At 72.7% G+C, this 15,559-nt stretch carries 11 protein-coding genes; 9 read left to right on the top strand and 2 right to left on the bottom strand.

Annotated elements, in window-relative coordinates; all coding sequences use genetic code 11:
- The first annotated feature begins 155 nt into the window (after positions 1-155).
- From ACZ59A_RS04950 to obgE, 4 genes are all read left to right on the top strand, one after another.
- A complete protein-coding gene (locus ACZ59A_RS04950) occupies positions 156-4,187 on the top strand; it encodes an Rne/Rng family ribonuclease (RefSeq protein WP_470953567.1) in 4,032 nt (1,343 codons plus the stop codon).
- Positions 4,188-4,439: 252 nt separating this feature from the next.
- Entirely contained in the window at positions 4,440-4,760 is a 321-nt protein-coding gene (gene rplU, locus ACZ59A_RS04945; RefSeq protein WP_470953564.1) for a 50S ribosomal protein L21, read from the top strand.
- A 14-nt stretch (positions 4,761-4,774) separates the two neighbouring features.
- Positions 4,775-5,032, top strand: coding sequence for a 50S ribosomal protein L27 (gene rpmA / locus ACZ59A_RS04940; RefSeq protein ID WP_470953561.1), 258 nt, complete (start codon positions 4,775-4,777; stop codon positions 5,030-5,032).
- Positions 5,033-5,169: 137 nt separating this feature from the next.
- Positions 5,170-6,603, top strand: a complete 1,434-nt coding sequence (obgE, locus tag ACZ59A_RS04935; protein ID WP_470953558.1) for a GTPase ObgE — start codon at positions 5,170-5,172, stop codon at positions 6,601-6,603.
- Positions 6,604-6,748: 145 nt separating this feature from the next.
- On the opposite strand, the gene ACZ59A_RS04930 is transcribed toward obgE, so the two are convergent.
- Complete coding sequence (locus ACZ59A_RS04930; RefSeq protein ID WP_470953555.1) at positions 6,749-8,836, bottom strand: hypothetical protein; 2,088 nt, start codon at positions 8,834-8,836, stop codon at positions 6,749-6,751.
- 308 nt (positions 8,837-9,144) lie between these two features.
- Here ACZ59A_RS04930 and proB point away from each other — a divergent pair, with 308 nt between their 5' ends.
- The 5 genes from proB to ACZ59A_RS04905 all read left to right on the top strand — a co-directional run bounded on the left by proB (position 9,145) and on the right by ACZ59A_RS04905 (position 14,339).
- Positions 9,145-10,275 carry a glutamate 5-kinase gene (gene proB / locus ACZ59A_RS04925; RefSeq protein ID WP_468050167.1) on the top strand — a complete coding sequence of 377 codons (1,131 nt, stop codon included), beginning with the start codon at positions 9,145-9,147 and terminating at the stop codon, positions 10,273-10,275.
- A 216-nt stretch (positions 10,276-10,491) separates the two neighbouring features.
- Entirely contained in the window at positions 10,492-10,983 is a 492-nt protein-coding gene (locus ACZ59A_RS04920) for a hypothetical protein (protein ID WP_470953552.1), read from the top strand.
- 111 nt (positions 10,984-11,094) lie between these two features.
- The gene (locus tag ACZ59A_RS04915; RefSeq protein ID WP_470953550.1) at positions 11,095-12,399 is read left to right on the top strand and encodes a glutamate-5-semialdehyde dehydrogenase; all 1,305 of its coding nucleotides are present in this window, start codon (positions 11,095-11,097) and stop codon (positions 12,397-12,399) included.
- 105 nt (positions 12,400-12,504) lie between these two features.
- Complete coding sequence (locus ACZ59A_RS04910) at positions 12,505-13,134, top strand: SCO2584 family spore wall biosynthesis protein (RefSeq protein ID WP_470953547.1); 630 nt, start codon at positions 12,505-12,507, stop codon at positions 13,132-13,134.
- Positions 13,135-13,268: 134 nt separating this feature from the next.
- Complete coding sequence (locus ACZ59A_RS04905; protein WP_470953544.1) at positions 13,269-14,339, top strand: SCO2583 family membrane protein; 1,071 nt, start codon at positions 13,269-13,271, stop codon at positions 14,337-14,339.
- On the opposite strand, the gene ACZ59A_RS04900 is transcribed toward ACZ59A_RS04905, so the two are convergent.
- Positions 14,336-15,544, bottom strand: a complete 1,209-nt coding sequence (locus tag ACZ59A_RS04900) for a M48 family metallopeptidase (RefSeq protein WP_470953541.1) — start codon at positions 15,542-15,544, stop codon at positions 14,336-14,338. The two genes, ACZ59A_RS04905 and ACZ59A_RS04900, sit on opposite strands and share 4 nt — an antisense overlap.
- Positions 15,545-15,559 lie beyond the last annotated feature (15 nt).

Below are 15,559 nucleotides of genomic sequence, written 5' to 3'. Positions count from 1 at the left end.
GACTTTCGCCGGTCCCGGCCCTGAAAACCGGCCCGGCGAGCGATACGACAGCTCCCGTGCGGCGCCCGCGCCCCGGACGGCGGAACCCGCGCAGCGCGTGAGGTTCGGCCGGAAGCAGGCGCGGCGCCCGGGAGCGTGACGGGAGAACCGCCCGCATGCTCGAGCCCATTGAGCCGACCGAACCTATCCAGCCCCAGGGACAAGCCGCGCCGAGCGCCGCCGCTTCCGGGGATCCGACCTCACCCAGCGACACCCTGCCGCCGCGCCGCCGCCGTGCGGCCTCCCGGCCCGCCGGTCCGCCGGTGGGCACCGTGCGTGCCGCCGAGGTGACCACGCCCGCCGTACCGGCCATACCGGCCGAGTCGATCGCCGCGGGCGCCGCCATGGCCGCCGCGGAGGCGTCCGCCGTCTCCGACAGCGACGGCTCCGCCGCTCCGCCCGCCCGTTCGCGTCGCCGGGCGACGCGTAAGACCACCGCTCCGGCGGGTGCGCCGGAGGCCGCGGAGACCGTGGTTCCGGCGGACGCCGCCCCGCGTGCCGCCGAGCCCGCCGAGATCGCGGCCGCCGAGCCGGAGCCCGCCGCCGAGCCCGCTCCGCCCGCCCGTTCGCGCCGTCGGGCCACCCGCAAGGCGACCGCCCCGGCCGGTGCGCCGCAGGCCGCCGAGACGGTGGTGCCGGTGGAGGAGTCCGCCGCGCCCGCGGAATCGGCCGAGCCCGCGGAGGCCGCCGCCGAGCCCGCCCCGCCTGCCCGTACCCGCCGCCGGGCGACGCGCAAGACCGCCGCCCCGGAGGGTGGCGACCCGCAGGCGGAGCCCGCCGACGTGGACGCGTCGTCTGCGGCGGCCGCTGGTGGCAGTGGCGACGAGGACACCGCCCCAGCAGCAGTCGCAGCCGACGCCCCGGCCGACGAGGCGCCCCGTGCCCGTACGCGCCGCCGTGCCGCCCGTAAGGCGACCGCCGAGGCCGTGGCCGAGGAGACGGCTCCGGCCGAGCCCGCTGCCGCCGAGGCCGAGGCCCCCGCGGATGCCGCTCCGGCGCCGCGTACCCGCCGCCGCGCGACCCGTAAGACGGCGGCCGCCGAGGCCGAGGCCACCGAGCAGCCTGCCGCCGAAGCCGCCGAGGCGACGCCCGAGGCCCCCGCCGCGGAGGAGAGCACGGAGGAGGCGCCGCGCGCCCGTTCCCGCCGCCGTACCGCGCGCAAGACGGCCGCGGCCGAGGAACAGCCCGAGCAGCAGGCCGCCGCCGAGGCCGCCGAGCCCGAGGCCGAGCCGGAGCCCGCGCCGCGTGGTTCCCGCCGCCGGGCCGTGCGCCCGCCGACAGCGGTCTTCCAGGCTCCGGTCTTCACCGAGCCGGTCTTCCAGACCCCGGAGAGCGCCGCCGCCGAGGCCGCCGCGTCCGCCCTGGAAGAGGCCGACGAGGCGGACGAGCCGGAGGAGACCGAGCAGCAGGACAAGGCCGCGGCCCCCGAGCCGGTGGCCCCCGCCGCGGGTGGCCGCCGCCGTCGGCGCCGCCGGGGCGAGCCCGTCGAGGAGCAGCGCCCGGCGGAGGCCGAGGAGCCCGCTGCCGCCGAGGAGGCCGAGCAGGACGGCCGTCAGGCCGACCGTGAGCAGGGCGACGAGGAGTCGGGCGACCGCCCGTCCCGCCGCCGTCGCCGGGGTGGCCGTCGCCGCCGCCGGGGCGAGGCCGCCGACGCCGAGGGCGGCGAGGGCCGTTCCGAGGGCGAGGACGGCGCGGCTTACGAGGACGAGGCGCAGTCCGAGGGCGAGACCGGTGACGAGCAGGGCGCCGCCGACGAGGAGGACGCCGACGCCGGTGAGTCCTCCGGTGGCGGTTCCAGCAGCAGCCGTCGCCGCCGTCGCCGTCGCCGTCGCAGCGGGGACGCCGGCGAGGGCGAGTCGGGCGGTGACGACCCGGAGCGTACGGTCGTCAAGGTCCGCGAGCCCCGCAAGAAGGAAGACACCAGCTCCGACGAGGTGCAGTCGATCAAGGGGTCGACGCGTCTGGAGGCGAAGAAGCAGCGCCGCCGCGAGGGCCGTGAGCAGGGCCGCCGCCGGGTGCCGATCATCACCGAGGCCGAGTTCCTGGCCCGCCGCGAGGCGGTCGAGCGGGTGATGGTCGTCCGGCAGAACGGCGAGCGCACCCAGATCGGCGTGCTGGAGGACAACGTCCTCGTCGAGCACTTCGTCAACAAGGAGCAGGCCACCAGCTACGTCGGCAACGTCTACCTGGGCAAGGTCCAGAACGTGCTGCCGTCGATGGAGGCCGCCTTCGTCGACATCGGCAAGGGCCGCAACGCCGTGCTGTACGCGGGCGAGGTCAACTTCGAGGCGCTGGGGCTCTCCAACGGGCCGCGCCGCATCGAGACCGCCCTGAAGTCCGGGCAGTCCGTGCTCGTCCAGGTCACCAAGGACCCGATCGGCCACAAGGGCGCCCGGCTGACCAGCCAGGTCTCCCTGCCCGGCCGCTACCTGGTGTACGTCCCCGAGGGCTCCATGACGGGGATCAGCCGCAAGCTGCCCGACACCGAGCGCGCCCGGCTGAAGCAGATCCTCAAGAAGATCGTCCCCGAGGACGCGGGCGTGATCGTCCGCACCGCCGCGGAGGGCGCGAGCGAGGACGAGCTGGCCCGTGACGTCCAGCGGCTGCAGGCGCAGTGGGAAGAGATCAAGAAGAAGGCGAAGAGCGGCAACGCTCCGACGCTCCTCTACGGGGAGCCGGACATGACCGTCCGGGTCGTCCGCGACATCTTCAACGAGGACTTCTCCAAGGTCATCGTGAGCGGTGAGGACGCCTGGCAGACCATCCACGGCTATGTCTCGCACGTCGCGCCCGACCTCGCCGACCGGCTCCAGAAGTGGAACTCGGACGTCGACGTCTTCGCCACGTACCGGATCGACGAGCAGCTGATGAAGGCGCTGGACCGCAAGGTCTGGCTGCCCAGCGGCGGTTCCCTGGTGATCGACCGGACCGAGGCGATGGTCGTGGTCGACGTCAACACCGGCAAGTTCACCGGCCAGGGCGGCAACCTGGAGGAGACGGTCACCAGGAACAACCTGGAGGCGGCCGAGGAGATCGTGCGCCAGCTGCGGCTGCGCGACCTCGGCGGCATCATCGTGATCGACTTCATCGACATGGTGCTGGAGTCCAACCGCGATCTGGTGCTGCGGCGGCTGCTGGAGTGCCTGGGCCGCGACCGTACGAAGCACCAGGTGGCGGAGGTCACCTCGCTCGGCCTGGTCCAGATGACCCGTAAGCGGGTCGGCCAGGGCCTGCTGGAGTCGTTCTCCGAGTCCTGCGTCCACTGCAACGGCCGCGGCGTGATCGTCCACATGGAACAGCCGACGGTGGCCGGCGGCGGTGGCGGCGGCAAGCGCAAGAAGAAGAAGGGCGGCCAGCAGGCGCCCGCGCCGGAGGAGACCTCCGCGGCCGAGGCCGAGACGGTCACCGAGGGCGCCGAGGAGGTCGCGGCGGAGGTCGCGGAGCCGAAGGCGCTGCCGGAGCCCGCCTTCGCGGCCGACGAGGAGCTGTACAGCAGCGCCGCGGAGGCCGAGGCCGCCGCGGGCCGTGGGCGTTCCCGGCGCCGGGCGACGCGCAAGGTGTCCGCCCCGGCGGGCGCCCCGAAGAGCGCCGAGCAGCCGGAGGCCGTGGTCGTCGTGGCGGACGAGCCGAAGCCGGAGGTGCCCGCCGAGGCGCCCGAGGCCGCCGCTCCCGCCGCCGAGCCCGAGGCCGCCGTTCCGGCCGCTGAGCCGGAGGCCGCTCCCGCGCCGCGTACGCGCCGCCGGGCGACCCGTAAGGTGTCCGCTCCCGCGGGCTCGCCCACGGGTGCCGACGACGCCGCCGTGGTGGTCGTCAGCGCTCCCGCCCAGGAGGCGACGCCCGAGGAGGCCGACGAGCCGGTGGCGGCTTCCGCCGACGGCGAGGCCGTAGCGGAGGACGGCGAGGCCGAGGTCCCGGCGAAGAAGACGGCCCGTAAGACGGCCAAGAAGGCGCCGGCGAAGAAGACGGCCGCCAAGAAGACCGCGGCGAAGAAGACCGCGGTCAAGAAGACGACGACGGCGGCGAAGAAGACCACCGCGAAGAAGACGACGACGGCCAAGAAGACGACCACGAAGAAGACGGCGTCGAAGAAGACCGCGGCGGCGGAGCAGCAGACGCCGCAGTCGGTCTCGGCCGCAGCCGACGACTGAGCCGGACGTCACGAGAGCCGGGAGGGCACCTACGCACGTGCGTAGGTGCCCTCCCGGCTCTGGTAGCCTTGACCCTCGGCGTTTGTACGCCAAGCCCCTGAGCACATCCCTCCCGTTCCGCGGGAGAGGCCGCTCGGCCGATGCTGAACCACGCTCACCGCGAGGAATCACTCGGTTGTCATGACCTTCATGGGGTCATGTGGAGCGGCTGGCATCAGAGGTCCCGTTTACTAGCGAGAGAGTGAGAACCGCGTGTACGCAATCGTGCGCACCGGCGGCCGCCAGCAGAAGGTAGCCGTGGGCGATGTCATCGAGGTCGACCGCATCGGAACCAGCAAGGTCGGCGACACCGTCGAGCTCTCGACTCTGCTCGTTGTCGACGGCGATGCCGTCACCAGCGATCCGTGGGTCCTGGCCGGTGTGAAGGTTCACGCCGAGGTCGTTGACCACCACAAGGGTGCCAAGATCGACATCCTGAAGTACAAGAACAAGACCGGTTACCGGAAGCGGATCGGCCACCGCCAGCTGCACACCGCGCTGAAGATCACCGGCATCGACCAGGCTGCGAAGTAAGGGACTGAGGAGACATGGCACACAAGAAGGGCGCATCGTCCACTCGGAACGGTCGCGACTCCAATGCCCAGCGGCTCGGAGTCAAGCGCTTCGGCGGCCAGGCCGTCAACGCGGGTGAGATCCTGGTCCGCCAGCGCGGCACGCACTTCCACCCGGGCACGGGCGTCGGCCGCGGCGGCGACGACACGCTGTTCGCGCTGGCCGCCGGTGCGGTGCAGTTCGGCACCCACCGTGGCCGCAAGGTCGTGAACATCGTTCCGGTCGCCCAGTAATTCCGGCTCCGGCACGACGCCACACACCTTTCCGAGGGCGGACCGCTCTTTCCCGTGACGGGGAAGCGGGTCCGCCCTCGGCGCGTTACCCAGGTAACGACGCACACCTACCCCGTACGTAACTGGAGGCACCCGTCATGACCACCTTCGTGGACCGCGTCGAGCTGCACGTCGCCGCGGGTAACGGAGGCCACGGCTGCGCCTCCGTGCACCGCGAGAAGTTCAAGCCGCTCGGCGGCCCGGACGGCGGAAACGGTGGCCGGGGCGGCGATGTGATCCTGGTCGTCGACCAGTCGGTCACCACGCTGCTCGAGTACCACCACAGCCCGCACCGCAAGGCCACCAACGGCAAGCCCGGCGAGGGCGGCCACCGCTCCGGCAAGGACGGCAGCGACTTGATCCTGCCGGTCCCGGACGGCACCGTCGTCCTCGACAAGCGGGGCAACGTGCTCGCCGACCTGATCGGCGAGGGCACCACCTTCATCGCCGCCCAGGGCGGCCGCGGCGGCCTCGGCAACGCGGCCCTCGCCTCGGCCCGCCGCAAGGCCCCCGGCTTCGCGCTGCTGGGCGAGCCCGGCCACGCCGGGGACGTCGTCCTGGAGCTGAAGACCGTCGCGGACGTGGCGCTCGTCGGCTACCCGAGCGCCGGCAAGTCGTCGCTGATCTCGGTGCTCTCGGCCGCCAAGCCGAAGATCGCCGACTACCCCTTCACCACCCTGGTGCCCAACCTCGGCGTGGTGACCGCCGGTTCGACCGTCTACACCATCGCGGACGTGCCCGGTCTGATCCCCGGCGCCAGCCAGGGCAAGGGCCTCGGCCTGGAGTTCCTGCGCCATGTCGAGCGCTGCTCGGTGCTGGTGCACGTGCTGGACACCGCCGCCCTGGAGTCCGAGCGGGACCCGCTGACCGACCTCGACGTCATCGAGGCCGAACTCGCCGAGTACGGCGGTCTGGAGGACCGGCCCCGGCTCGTCGTCCTCAACAAGGTCGACATCCCCGACGGCAAGGACCTCTCTGACATCATCCGGCCGGACCTGGAGGCCCGCGGCTACCAGGTCTTCGAGGTGTCGGCCATCGCCCACCTCGGCCTCAAGGAGCTGTCGTTCGCCCTCGCGGACATCGTCGGGAAGGCGCGGGCGGCCAAGCCGAAGGACGAGGCGACCAGGATCGTCATCCGCCCGAAGGCCGTGGACGACGCGGGCTTCAAGGTCGTCGTCGAGGACGGCTTCTACCGCATCGTCGGCGAGAAGCCGGAACGCTGGGTCCACCAGACCGACTTCAACAACGACGAGGCCGTCGGCTACCTCGCCGACCGGCTGAACCGCCTCGGCGTCGAGGAGGAGCTGGTGAAGGCGGGTGCCCAGGCGGGCGACGAGGTCGTCATCGGCCCCGAGGAGAACGCGGTCGTCTTCGACTGGGAGCCGACGCTCGCGGCGGGTGCCGAGATGCTGGGCCGCCGTGGTGAGGACCACCGCTTCGAGGCCCCCCGCCCGGCGGCGCAGCGGCGCCGCGACCGGGACGCGGAGCGGGACGGCGCGGAGGAGGAGTACGAGTCGTTCAAGCCGTTCTAGGGGGTGTCCCGGGGCCGGGGCGGGGGCTGCAGGCCCCCCGTCACGCGCCCCTGACGGCCCTCCTCGGCCGCGACGGACGGTACGACGGGAAAGGGCCCGGGAGCGATGCTCCCGGGCCCTTACGCGTGCTGCGACGCCGTCGTCGTCAGACCGTCGCCGTCTCCTCCGGCTCCGACGGTCCGGCCTCCAGTTCCGCCTCCTCGGCCGCGTCCCGGGCCTCCCGCTGCGCCGGGATCTCGTCGGCCAGCCGCGTCGCCATCCGCGCCCGCCGCTCGTCGGCCTTCTGGCAGAGCGTCTGGGCGGCCTGGTCGAAGCGGACCAGGGACGGCGGGTCGGACGGGCCGAGCAGGTGCACCTTCAGCTCGGCGCGGGCGGCCGCGAGGGTGTCCTGCTCGGGGTCGCGGACGGCCTCCAGCAGCTCCGGAACCTCCGACGCCTCGGGCGTGAGGATCGTGGCGGCGCGCACCGTCGGGAAGTTCGCCCGGAACTCCTCCTCGGTCAGCCCGCTGGTGTTCGCCACCGCGTACGGCTTCTCGCTCGTCAGGTAGTCCGAGACGACGCTCGACACATCGCTGATCAGCACGTCGGCCTGGTTGAAGCAGGTGAAGATCGCGGGCCGCGGGCCGGTGACGACCTGGTGCTCCCAGTCCGGCAGCGACAGCCAGTAGGCGCTCTCCCAGGCGGCGGTGGCCGCGGCCACGCCCGCGGCGCGGTTGTTGTCCGGGGTGCCCTGGAGCTTCATGCGCTCGATCTCGTCCGCGCTGCGGCGGAAGGACGTGCTGGTGAGCTGGTTCAGCTCCTCGGCGCGCCGGTTCAGCTCGGCCGCGGCCTCGGCGGGCGGCCGGGCCCCGCCGCGCTTGGCGTTCGCCTCGGCGATCATCGCCTTGATGCGGTCGTTGGCGCGGCCCGCCCGCCGGTCGACGGAGCCGGTCATCGGGTGCGGCTTGTACAGCAGCCGCACCTTGGGGTCGGCGAGCAGCTCGCGGACGATGTTCTCACCGGCCAGGATGACCGAGGTGTTGCCGGGGTTGCCGTCCCAGCCCTCCCAGGTCGGCGCGTACAGCACGCTGGTGTACTCACCGGTGGGGACGCCCGCGTAGGGGCGGATCGGCGTCAGCTGCGGGCGGCCGACCTCCACGACGTCCTTGTCCTCGACGCCGATGTCGGCGAGCTGGTAGCGGTCGCGCGCGGCCGGGCCCGCGACCCACACCTCGTCGTACGCCTTGGCGTACGGGTTGCAGCTGGAGAGCTTGTCGCTCTCCCCGTGGTTGATGAACGCGTGCTTGATCGAGGGGATGCGCAGCACCTGCGAGGTCTTGCCCGAGTTGGCCGGGTGCAGCATCACCTTGAGCGTCGAGTGCTCGATGCGCATCAGGTGGGCGACCTTGGGGAGGCAGACGATCGGGATGTCCGTCGCGTCGATCTTCTGCACCATGAACCGCTCGCGCAGCACGATGATGGGGTTGCCGTCGAGCGCGGCGAGCGTGGAGAGCCACATGTTCGCCTGGTACGCGGAGCTGGTGCCGCCGGAGAAGTACATGCCGACGGTCGGCTGGTACTCGGCCAGCCAGGTGTCGAGCCACTCCAGGGCCTTCGCCTCGTTCGCCACCCGCTTGCGCGGCAGCAGCCAGGTGGCCAGGTGGACGGTTCCGGCGATGCCGATCAGCAGGGCGATCGAGAGGCCGACGGCCCCCCAGACGCCGTTCTTGGTACCGGCCGTCAGCAGCAGTCCGGCGGTGGCCGGGGCCGCGAGCCGCAGCATCCGGCGGCCGTGCTGGCGGGCGAACAGCCGCGGCGGGGCCTCGCTCAGCCGCAGCGCCGAGGCGTCGATGTTGCGCGTGACGAACGGCAGCTGCCGCGTGCGGCGCACCATTATGGCCGCGGCCTGGCAGGCGAAGTGCACCACGTAGAAGAGCAGCAGCCCCACGGTCAGCGGTGCCTGCTCGTGCAGTGGATTGATTCCCTCGATCCGCAGCAGCCCGACCATGATGAGCATGTCGCGGAACAGCTGGCGCACCGTGATGTCGAAGCGGACCTTGCCCAGCAGCGACAGCAGACCGGGCTGCTTGTGCTGGAGGAAAAGATCGAGGGCGAGGCCGCACGCCGAGGCGGCGATGAAGAGCGGTACGTTCGGAAGCACGGCGCCGACGAGCTGTGTGGTGAAGAACACCACCATGGCGAGCAACGCCGTGAGCTGTACGACCCGGCGTGGGGCGAATCCGGCAGAGGGCACGGGATGGGCTCCTGGCGGGAGGGCGGTGGACGAGTGGGGGGACCCCTGACCGTATGCCGCCGTCTGGCCCGGTGACAATCCGCGCAGGCGCCAACCGCCCCGAAACGGGCCCAAACGATCCGCCGGGGCTTCACGGCGCCACGAAAAGGCCGGGTGAGCCGGGGTCCGCCTCACGTAGATTGCCCCCTTGTCATGATGTGAGTGTGCGGGACACGCGTTCCGCGAGGTGCGCGTGAGAGCCGGGACCATCCCGGGATGAGCAGGGGAGAGGCGTGGCGAAGCAGGACGGGTCGGCGGTACGGGACGAGGTGGCCGCGGCCCGCAGGATCGTGGTCAAGGTCGGTTCGTCCTCCCTCACCACCGCGGCAGGGGGGCTGGACGCGGACCGGGTTGACGCGCTCGTCGACGTGCTCGCGAAGGTGCTCGGCCAGGACGTGGGCGGGGCCGGGGACGGCAAGGAGATAGTCCTGGTCTCCTCCGGGGCCATCGCCGCCGGACTCGCCCCCCTGGGGCTGGACCGGCGCCCCCGCGACCTCGCCCGCCAGCAGGCCGCCGCGAGCGTCGGCCAGGGCCTGCTGGTGGCCCGCTACACCGCCTCCTTCGCGCGCTACGGGCGCCGGGTCGGCCAGGTGCTGCTCACCACGGACGACACCAGCCGCCGCGCCCACTACCGCAATGCCACCCGGACCCTGGACCAGCTGCTGGCCATGGGCGCCCTGCCGATCGTCAACGAGAACGACACCGTGGCCACCGACGAGATCCGGTTCGGGGACAACGACCGGCTCGCGGCCCTGGTCGCCCATCTCGTACGGGCCGATCTGCTGGTGCTGCTCTCCGACGTGGACGGGCTCTACGACGGCGACCCCAGGACCCCCGGCACCTCGCGGATCGACGAGGTCAAGGGCCCCCAGGACCTCGCCGGGGTCACGATCGGCAGCGCGGGCCGAGCCGGGGTCGGCACCGGCGGCATGGTCACCAAGGTCGAGGCGGCCCGGATCGCCGCCGCGGCCGGGGTCCCCGTGGTGCTCACCTCCGCCAGCCACGCCGGGGACGCCCTGCTGGGCCGCCACACGGGTACGTACTTCCACCGCACCGGCCGCCGCTCGGCCAACCGCCTGCTGTGGCTCGCCCACGCCTCGGAGCCCCGCGGCGCGCTCACCCTGGACGACGGGGCGGTGCGGGCCGTCGTGGAGCGCCGTACGTCGCTGCTGCCCGCGGGGATCGCGGCGGTGGAGGGCGAGTTCACCGCCGGGGACCCGGTCGAGCTGCGCGACACCGAGGGCCGCGCGGTGGCCCGCGGCCTGGTGAACTTCGACGCCAAGGAGATCCCCCGGCTGATCGGCCGCTCGACCCGCGACCTCGCCCGCGACCTGGGCCCCGCGTACGAGCGCGAGGTCGTGCACCGGGACGACCTGGTGGTGCTCCACCACCACGGATGACACTCCGCCGGGGCCGCCTTCGCGCCCCGGAGACGAGCCGAGCCCCCGAAAAAAGGGGGCTTACCTTCCGCAAAAACGCCCCGCGGCCGCGCGAGGACTGGTCAACTTTGTTCAACGGGGTCGCGCGGGCAGCGGGCCCGCGGTGGAGGTACACGCACCACCGCCACAGTGCTCCGCCCGCGCGTGAGCGGAGCAGCGAGCTACAGGAGGCCGCCGGTGAGACGAGGGCGCCCGGGGGCGCCGCCCCGAGGGGCGGCGGAGCGCACCCTGACCAGTGTCGGGTTGAACGGTGTCGGCGCGAACGGCGCCGGGCCGGGCGATGCCGGGACGGAAGACGCGACGGCGCATGGCACGCGACGTGTCGAGGTGTCCCGGCTGTGGCACATCACCCTGAGCGTCTCGGGTACCGAGGCGCCGCTGCGGGAGGTCAGGCGTGCCCTGGAGCAGCTGGCCCATGACCACCCCTTCCTGCTGACCAGCCGCTACGCCAACGATCACGCCGAGATCCGTTACTGGGAGGAGGCGCGCGATCTGCACGACGCGGCGGCGGTGGCGCTGCGGCTGTGGGGCGAGCACCGCTCCACGGCCAACCTGCCGCCGTGGGAGATCGTGGGGCTGGAGGTCATCGACCGTGAGACGTATCACCAGCGCATCGCGGAGGGATACGGGCCGCCACCGGCCTCCCCGGTGGGTGTGCACCCGTTCTGAGTGCCTCGAGAGCGCTTCGGGAGTGCTTCGAGTGCTTCGAGATGTGAGAAAGCCATCTCGAAGAGCGGAATACCGGAGGGGTGGCCCCGCTCGGCTCAGTAGGCTGCGTGCATGACCAGCGCACCCACGTCGCCGCTCACCGACCCCTGGCCGAAGTCCCCGGTCCTCCAGACCGCCTATCGGGCGCGCGCCGCGGCCGTCGACCTCGCCCCGCTGCCGCGTGCCCTCAAGGATGACGCGCTGCTGGCGATGGCCGACGCGCTGGAGGTGCGGACGAAGGAGATCGTCGAGGCCAACGCCGTCGACGTGGAGCGGGCCCGCGAGGCGGGCACCAGCGAGGCGATCGTCGACCGGCTGACCCTCACCCCTGAGCGGGTGCGGGCCATCGCCGCCGATGTCCGCGACGTGGTCGCGCTGCCCGACCCGGTCGGCGAGGTGGTGCGGGGCTCGACGCTGCCCAACGGCATCGACCTGCGCCAGGTGCGCGTCCCGCTGGGTGTCGTCGGCATCATCTACGAGGCCCGTCCGAACGTCACCGTGGACGCCGCCGCGCTGTGCCTGAAGTCGGGCAACGCCGTCCTGCTGCGCGGCTCTTCCTCGGCGTACCACTCGAACAGCGCGCTGGTGAAGGTGTTGCGCGACGCCGTCGGCGGCGCCGGGCTGCCCGCGGACGCCATTCAGCTGGTGCCGGGGGAGAGCCGGGAGTCGGTGCGCGAGCTGATGCGCGCCCGCGGCCTGGTGGATGTGCTGATTCCGCGGGGCGGCGCCTCGCTCATCCGTACGGTGGTCGAGGAGTCGACGGTTCCGGTCATCGAGACCGGCACCGGCAACTGCCATGTGTACGTGGACGCCCAGGCCGATCTCGACATGGCCGTGGACATCCTCGTGAATTCCAAGGCCCAGCGCCCCAGTGTGTGCAACGCGGCGGAGACGCTGCTGGTGCACCAGGACATCGCCGCGGAGTTCCTGCCGCGCGCCCTGGACGCGCTGGCGGCGGCCGGTGTCACGGTGCACGCCGACGAGCGGGTGCTGGCGCTGGCCGAGGCCGAGGGGTCGAAGGCCACGGTCGTCCCGGCGGCGATGGAGGACTGGGAGACCGAGTACCTGTCGTACGACATCGCCGCGGCGGTCGTGGACTCCCTGGAGGCCGCGGTGGCCCACATCGGTCTGTGGTCCTCCGGTCACACCGAGGCCATCGTCACGACGTCACAGGCGGCCGCCCGCCGCTTCACCCAATTGGTGGACTCCACGACGGTCGCCGTGAACGCGTCCACGCGTTTCACGGACGGCAGCCAGTTCGGCTTCGGCGCCGAGATCGGCATCTCCACCCAGAAGCTCCACGCCCGGGGGCCGATGGGACTGCCGGAGCTGACGTCGACCAAGTACATCGTCACCGGCGACGGACACACCCGCTGAGTCACCCTTTCGGGGGCTGGTCGAACCCGGAGGTCAACGGGTGGATCTTCCCCCGAATACCATTTCGCCCTGCCCAAATTGACCCGTCCGGTCTACTCTGAATGGGTGCCGGACGACGTGGGGGGCAAGCCGTTCCCGGACGGCGACGAGCCCGACGAGCGCAGCCACGGAGAGGCGAACGACGAGTTCGCCACCGTGGTCTTCGACGAGGACTTCGTACGGTCCGCCGTCATCCATGAACCCACCGCCATCGAACGGATGCTGGCCGCCGCGCAGGCGCGTGCCGACGCCGAGGCGTCCCGCCGCAGCCGAGCCGGGGCGTCCCCCGAGGACGAGCTGTTCGACGACGCGTACGGCCCGGAGGGCGACGGCGAATTCGGTGACGGCCCGTACGACGACTATGCCGACCCGGACGGCCGCTTCGGCCCCGGCCGGGAGCTGGACGGCGCCTACGGCCCGTACGGGCGCTACGGGAGCGCCGGGCGGCCCTATCGCGGCCATGCCCGCTGGCACCGCCCGGTGGCGTGGCTGCTGGCCGTCCTGATGGGCATCGGGGTGGTCGCGCTGGCCTTCACGGCGGTCTACCGGGGCGGCTCGGGCAACCGCCAGGACCCGGCCCCGCCGCCCGCCACCAGCGGGGTCGACGGCACGCCCGCGGGGCGGCCGGGCAGCGCACCGTCCACCTCGGCCGAGCGCGAGGTGCCGCCCGCCTCCGTCGTACCGCGCTCCCCGTGACAGCGGCGTCCGTCACATCCCGTGCCGCATCCCCGTAGCACGTCGCGCCCTATGCGGCGTTTCCTCCGCACCGTGCGTGAAGTTGTGGAGTACCACCGCGTTTACCGCTGCCCCCGGCGACCTACTCTTGAGGTATGACCGGGCGTGGAGACCCTCCCGAGGGGACACCAGAGGGCGTCCCGGGAGGTGGTGAGGACGAGTACCGCTCCGTCGTGTTCGACGAGTCGTTCGTTCGTGCTGCCCGGCTCCAGGAGTTCTCCGCCCAGGAGCGCATGGACGATCACTCCCGCGCGGTGCGCAGCCGCCACGCCTGGGCGCGCGCCGGGGCGTCGCGGCAGGCCGTCGTTCTCGTCCTGCTGATCGCCTTCGCCTTCGCCGCGGCCGTCTACATGGGCGTACGCCACCCCTACCAGGCACCCGCGCCGCAGGCCGTCGAGCCGCTGCGCAGCAGCGTGGTGCCGCTCTCGCCGCGCGGTGAGGTGCCCGGCGGGCGGCCCGTGGAGCTGTTCCGGGAGAGCCCGGCCGCCGCGTTCCGTACCGGCGCCGAGGGGGTCACCCTGCCCGCCGTCCGGCGCACCCAGGGCTTCTCCGAGAGCCAGGTGCTGGCGGCGCTCACCACGGCCAAGGACTACGTGGTGAGGTCCACCCTCGATCCGGGCGTGCTCACCGGCGGCCCGGTGCAGGCGGTGCGGCTGCTGCTCGACCCCGCCCAGCAGATCCAGTTCGACCAGAGCTTCGAGCACCCCGTCGACGACGGCCGCCATGCGGCCACCGGCTGGCTGACCCGCTTCAACCCGGGTGAGGTCACGCTGGCCAACGCGCCCGTGCGGGTGCGCGGGACCCTGACGGTCGTCGAGCGCACGCCCTCGACGCTGGAGGTCAGCGCCGACCACGTCTTCGTCTACGCGGTCCAGCGCGCCCACGAGCGGGCCCCGGACCACGCCTCGCTGTACACGGTCCGCCGGGAGACCCGGTTCCGCTTCGACCGCGGGGATCTGCGCGACCACCGGGTGGAGCTGGTGCACAGCTCCGTGCTGGCGGGCCCGCAGGCGTGCGCCGCGAACGCCTCCGGCTACCTGCGGCCGCTGGTGGCCGGGCAGAGCGTCCGGAACGACTCCCCGGTCGGCACCGACCCGTACGCCCCGGGCCGCACCCCGGTCTCCCTGTGCGGCGTGCTCTCCCCGGGCACGCAGCCCGGCTCCTAGCCCGGCCCGTCCCCCGCGGAACCGTCCCGGCCCTCCCGGCCCTCCCGGCCCTCCCCGCCCTCTTGGCCGTCCCTGCCGTCCTCGCCGCCCTGGGCGTCCCGCGGGGGTGCGCCCTCGGTGGTGTCCCCGCCCTGCCTGCCGGTGCCGCCGCCCGCGAACCGGTCGCGCAGCTTGCTGCCCAGGTCCCCGGCGCCGCCCGCCACGTCCCGTACGAACGCGACCAGCGGGTCCTTGCTGACGCGGACCGACTCCGCGTAGTGGTTCGCCGACTCCCGGAAGGAGTCGCTGACCGAGGTGTCCTTGTCCTCCTCGCGGCGCGGGTAGTGGCCGTCCATGAGCCGTTGGAAGTCGCGGCTCGCGGCCCACTTCTTCAGCTCGGCGGCGCGCACGGTGGTGAACGGGTGGCTGCGCGGCAGCATGTTGAGGATCTTGAGCACGGAGTCCCGCATGTCGCCGCTGCTCTCGTACTCCTCGGCCTGCTCCAGGAAGGCGTCCACGTTCATCTCGTGCAGATGGTGGCCACCGGCGAGCTTCATCAGCCCGCGCATCGAGGCCCGCAGATCCTGTCCGACCAGCAGCCCCGCCCGGTCCGCCGACAGCTCCGACTTGCGGAACCACTCGCGCAGCGCCGTCACCAGGGCCAGCACCGCCACATTGCCGAGCGGGATCCAGGCGACCTTCAGCGCGAGGTTGGTCAGGAAGAGCAGTATGGTCCGGTAGACGGAGTGCCCCGACAGCGCGTGGCCCACCTCATGGCCGATGACCGCCCGCATCTCCTCCTCGTCGAGCAGCTCCACCAGCCCGGTGGTCAGCACGATGATCGGCGTGTCCATGCCGATGCACATCGCGTTCGGCTTCGGGTCCTGGGTGACGTACATCGCCGGGACCTGCTCCAGGTCGAGGATGTAGCAGGCGTCCCGCAGCATGTCGTGGAGGTGGGCGAACTGCCGGTCGCTCACCCGCACCGAATCGGACAGGTAGAGCAGCCGCAGACTGCGCTCGGGCAGCAGCCCGCTCAGCGCCTTGAAGACGGTGTCGAAGCCGGTCAGCTTGCGCAGCGCGACCAGCGCCGAGCGGTCCGCCGGATGTTCGTACGCGCGCGAGGAAATGCCCGGAAACCGCCGCCTCTCGCGGCTGGGCGCGTGCTCACGTCCCTCTCCGGCGCCGCTCCCGTCGCCGGTCCCGTGCGTGTGGCTGTCGCTCATTGGTCCCCCTCGTGC

This window comes from Streptomyces sp. NPDC040405, assembly GCF_055595765.1.
This window is presented reverse-complemented; position numbering and strand designations above follow the sequence as displayed.

Bases quoted from the DNA above. Each gene is read 5' to 3' on its own strand.
- ACZ59A_RS04950 (WP_470953567.1), top strand. From the start codon at position 156: ATGCTCGAGCCCATTGAGCCGACCGAACCTATCCAGCCCCAGGGACAA.
- rpmA (WP_470953561.1), top strand. From the start codon at position 4,775: ATGGCACACAAGAAGGGCGCATCGTCCACTCGGAACGGTCGCGACTCC.
- obgE (WP_470953558.1), top strand. From the start codon at position 5,170: ATGACCACCTTCGTGGACCGCGTCGAGCTGCACGTCGCCGCGGGTAAC.
- ACZ59A_RS04915 (WP_470953550.1), top strand. From the start codon at position 11,095: ATGACCAGCGCACCCACGTCGCCGCTCACCGACCCCTGGCCGAAGTCC.
- ACZ59A_RS04905 (WP_470953544.1), top strand. From the start codon at position 13,269: ATGACCGGGCGTGGAGACCCTCCCGAGGGGACACCAGAGGGCGTCCCG.
- ACZ59A_RS04900 (WP_470953541.1), bottom strand. From the start codon at position 15,544: ATGAGCGACAGCCACACGCACGGGACCGGCGACGGGAGCGGCGCCGGA.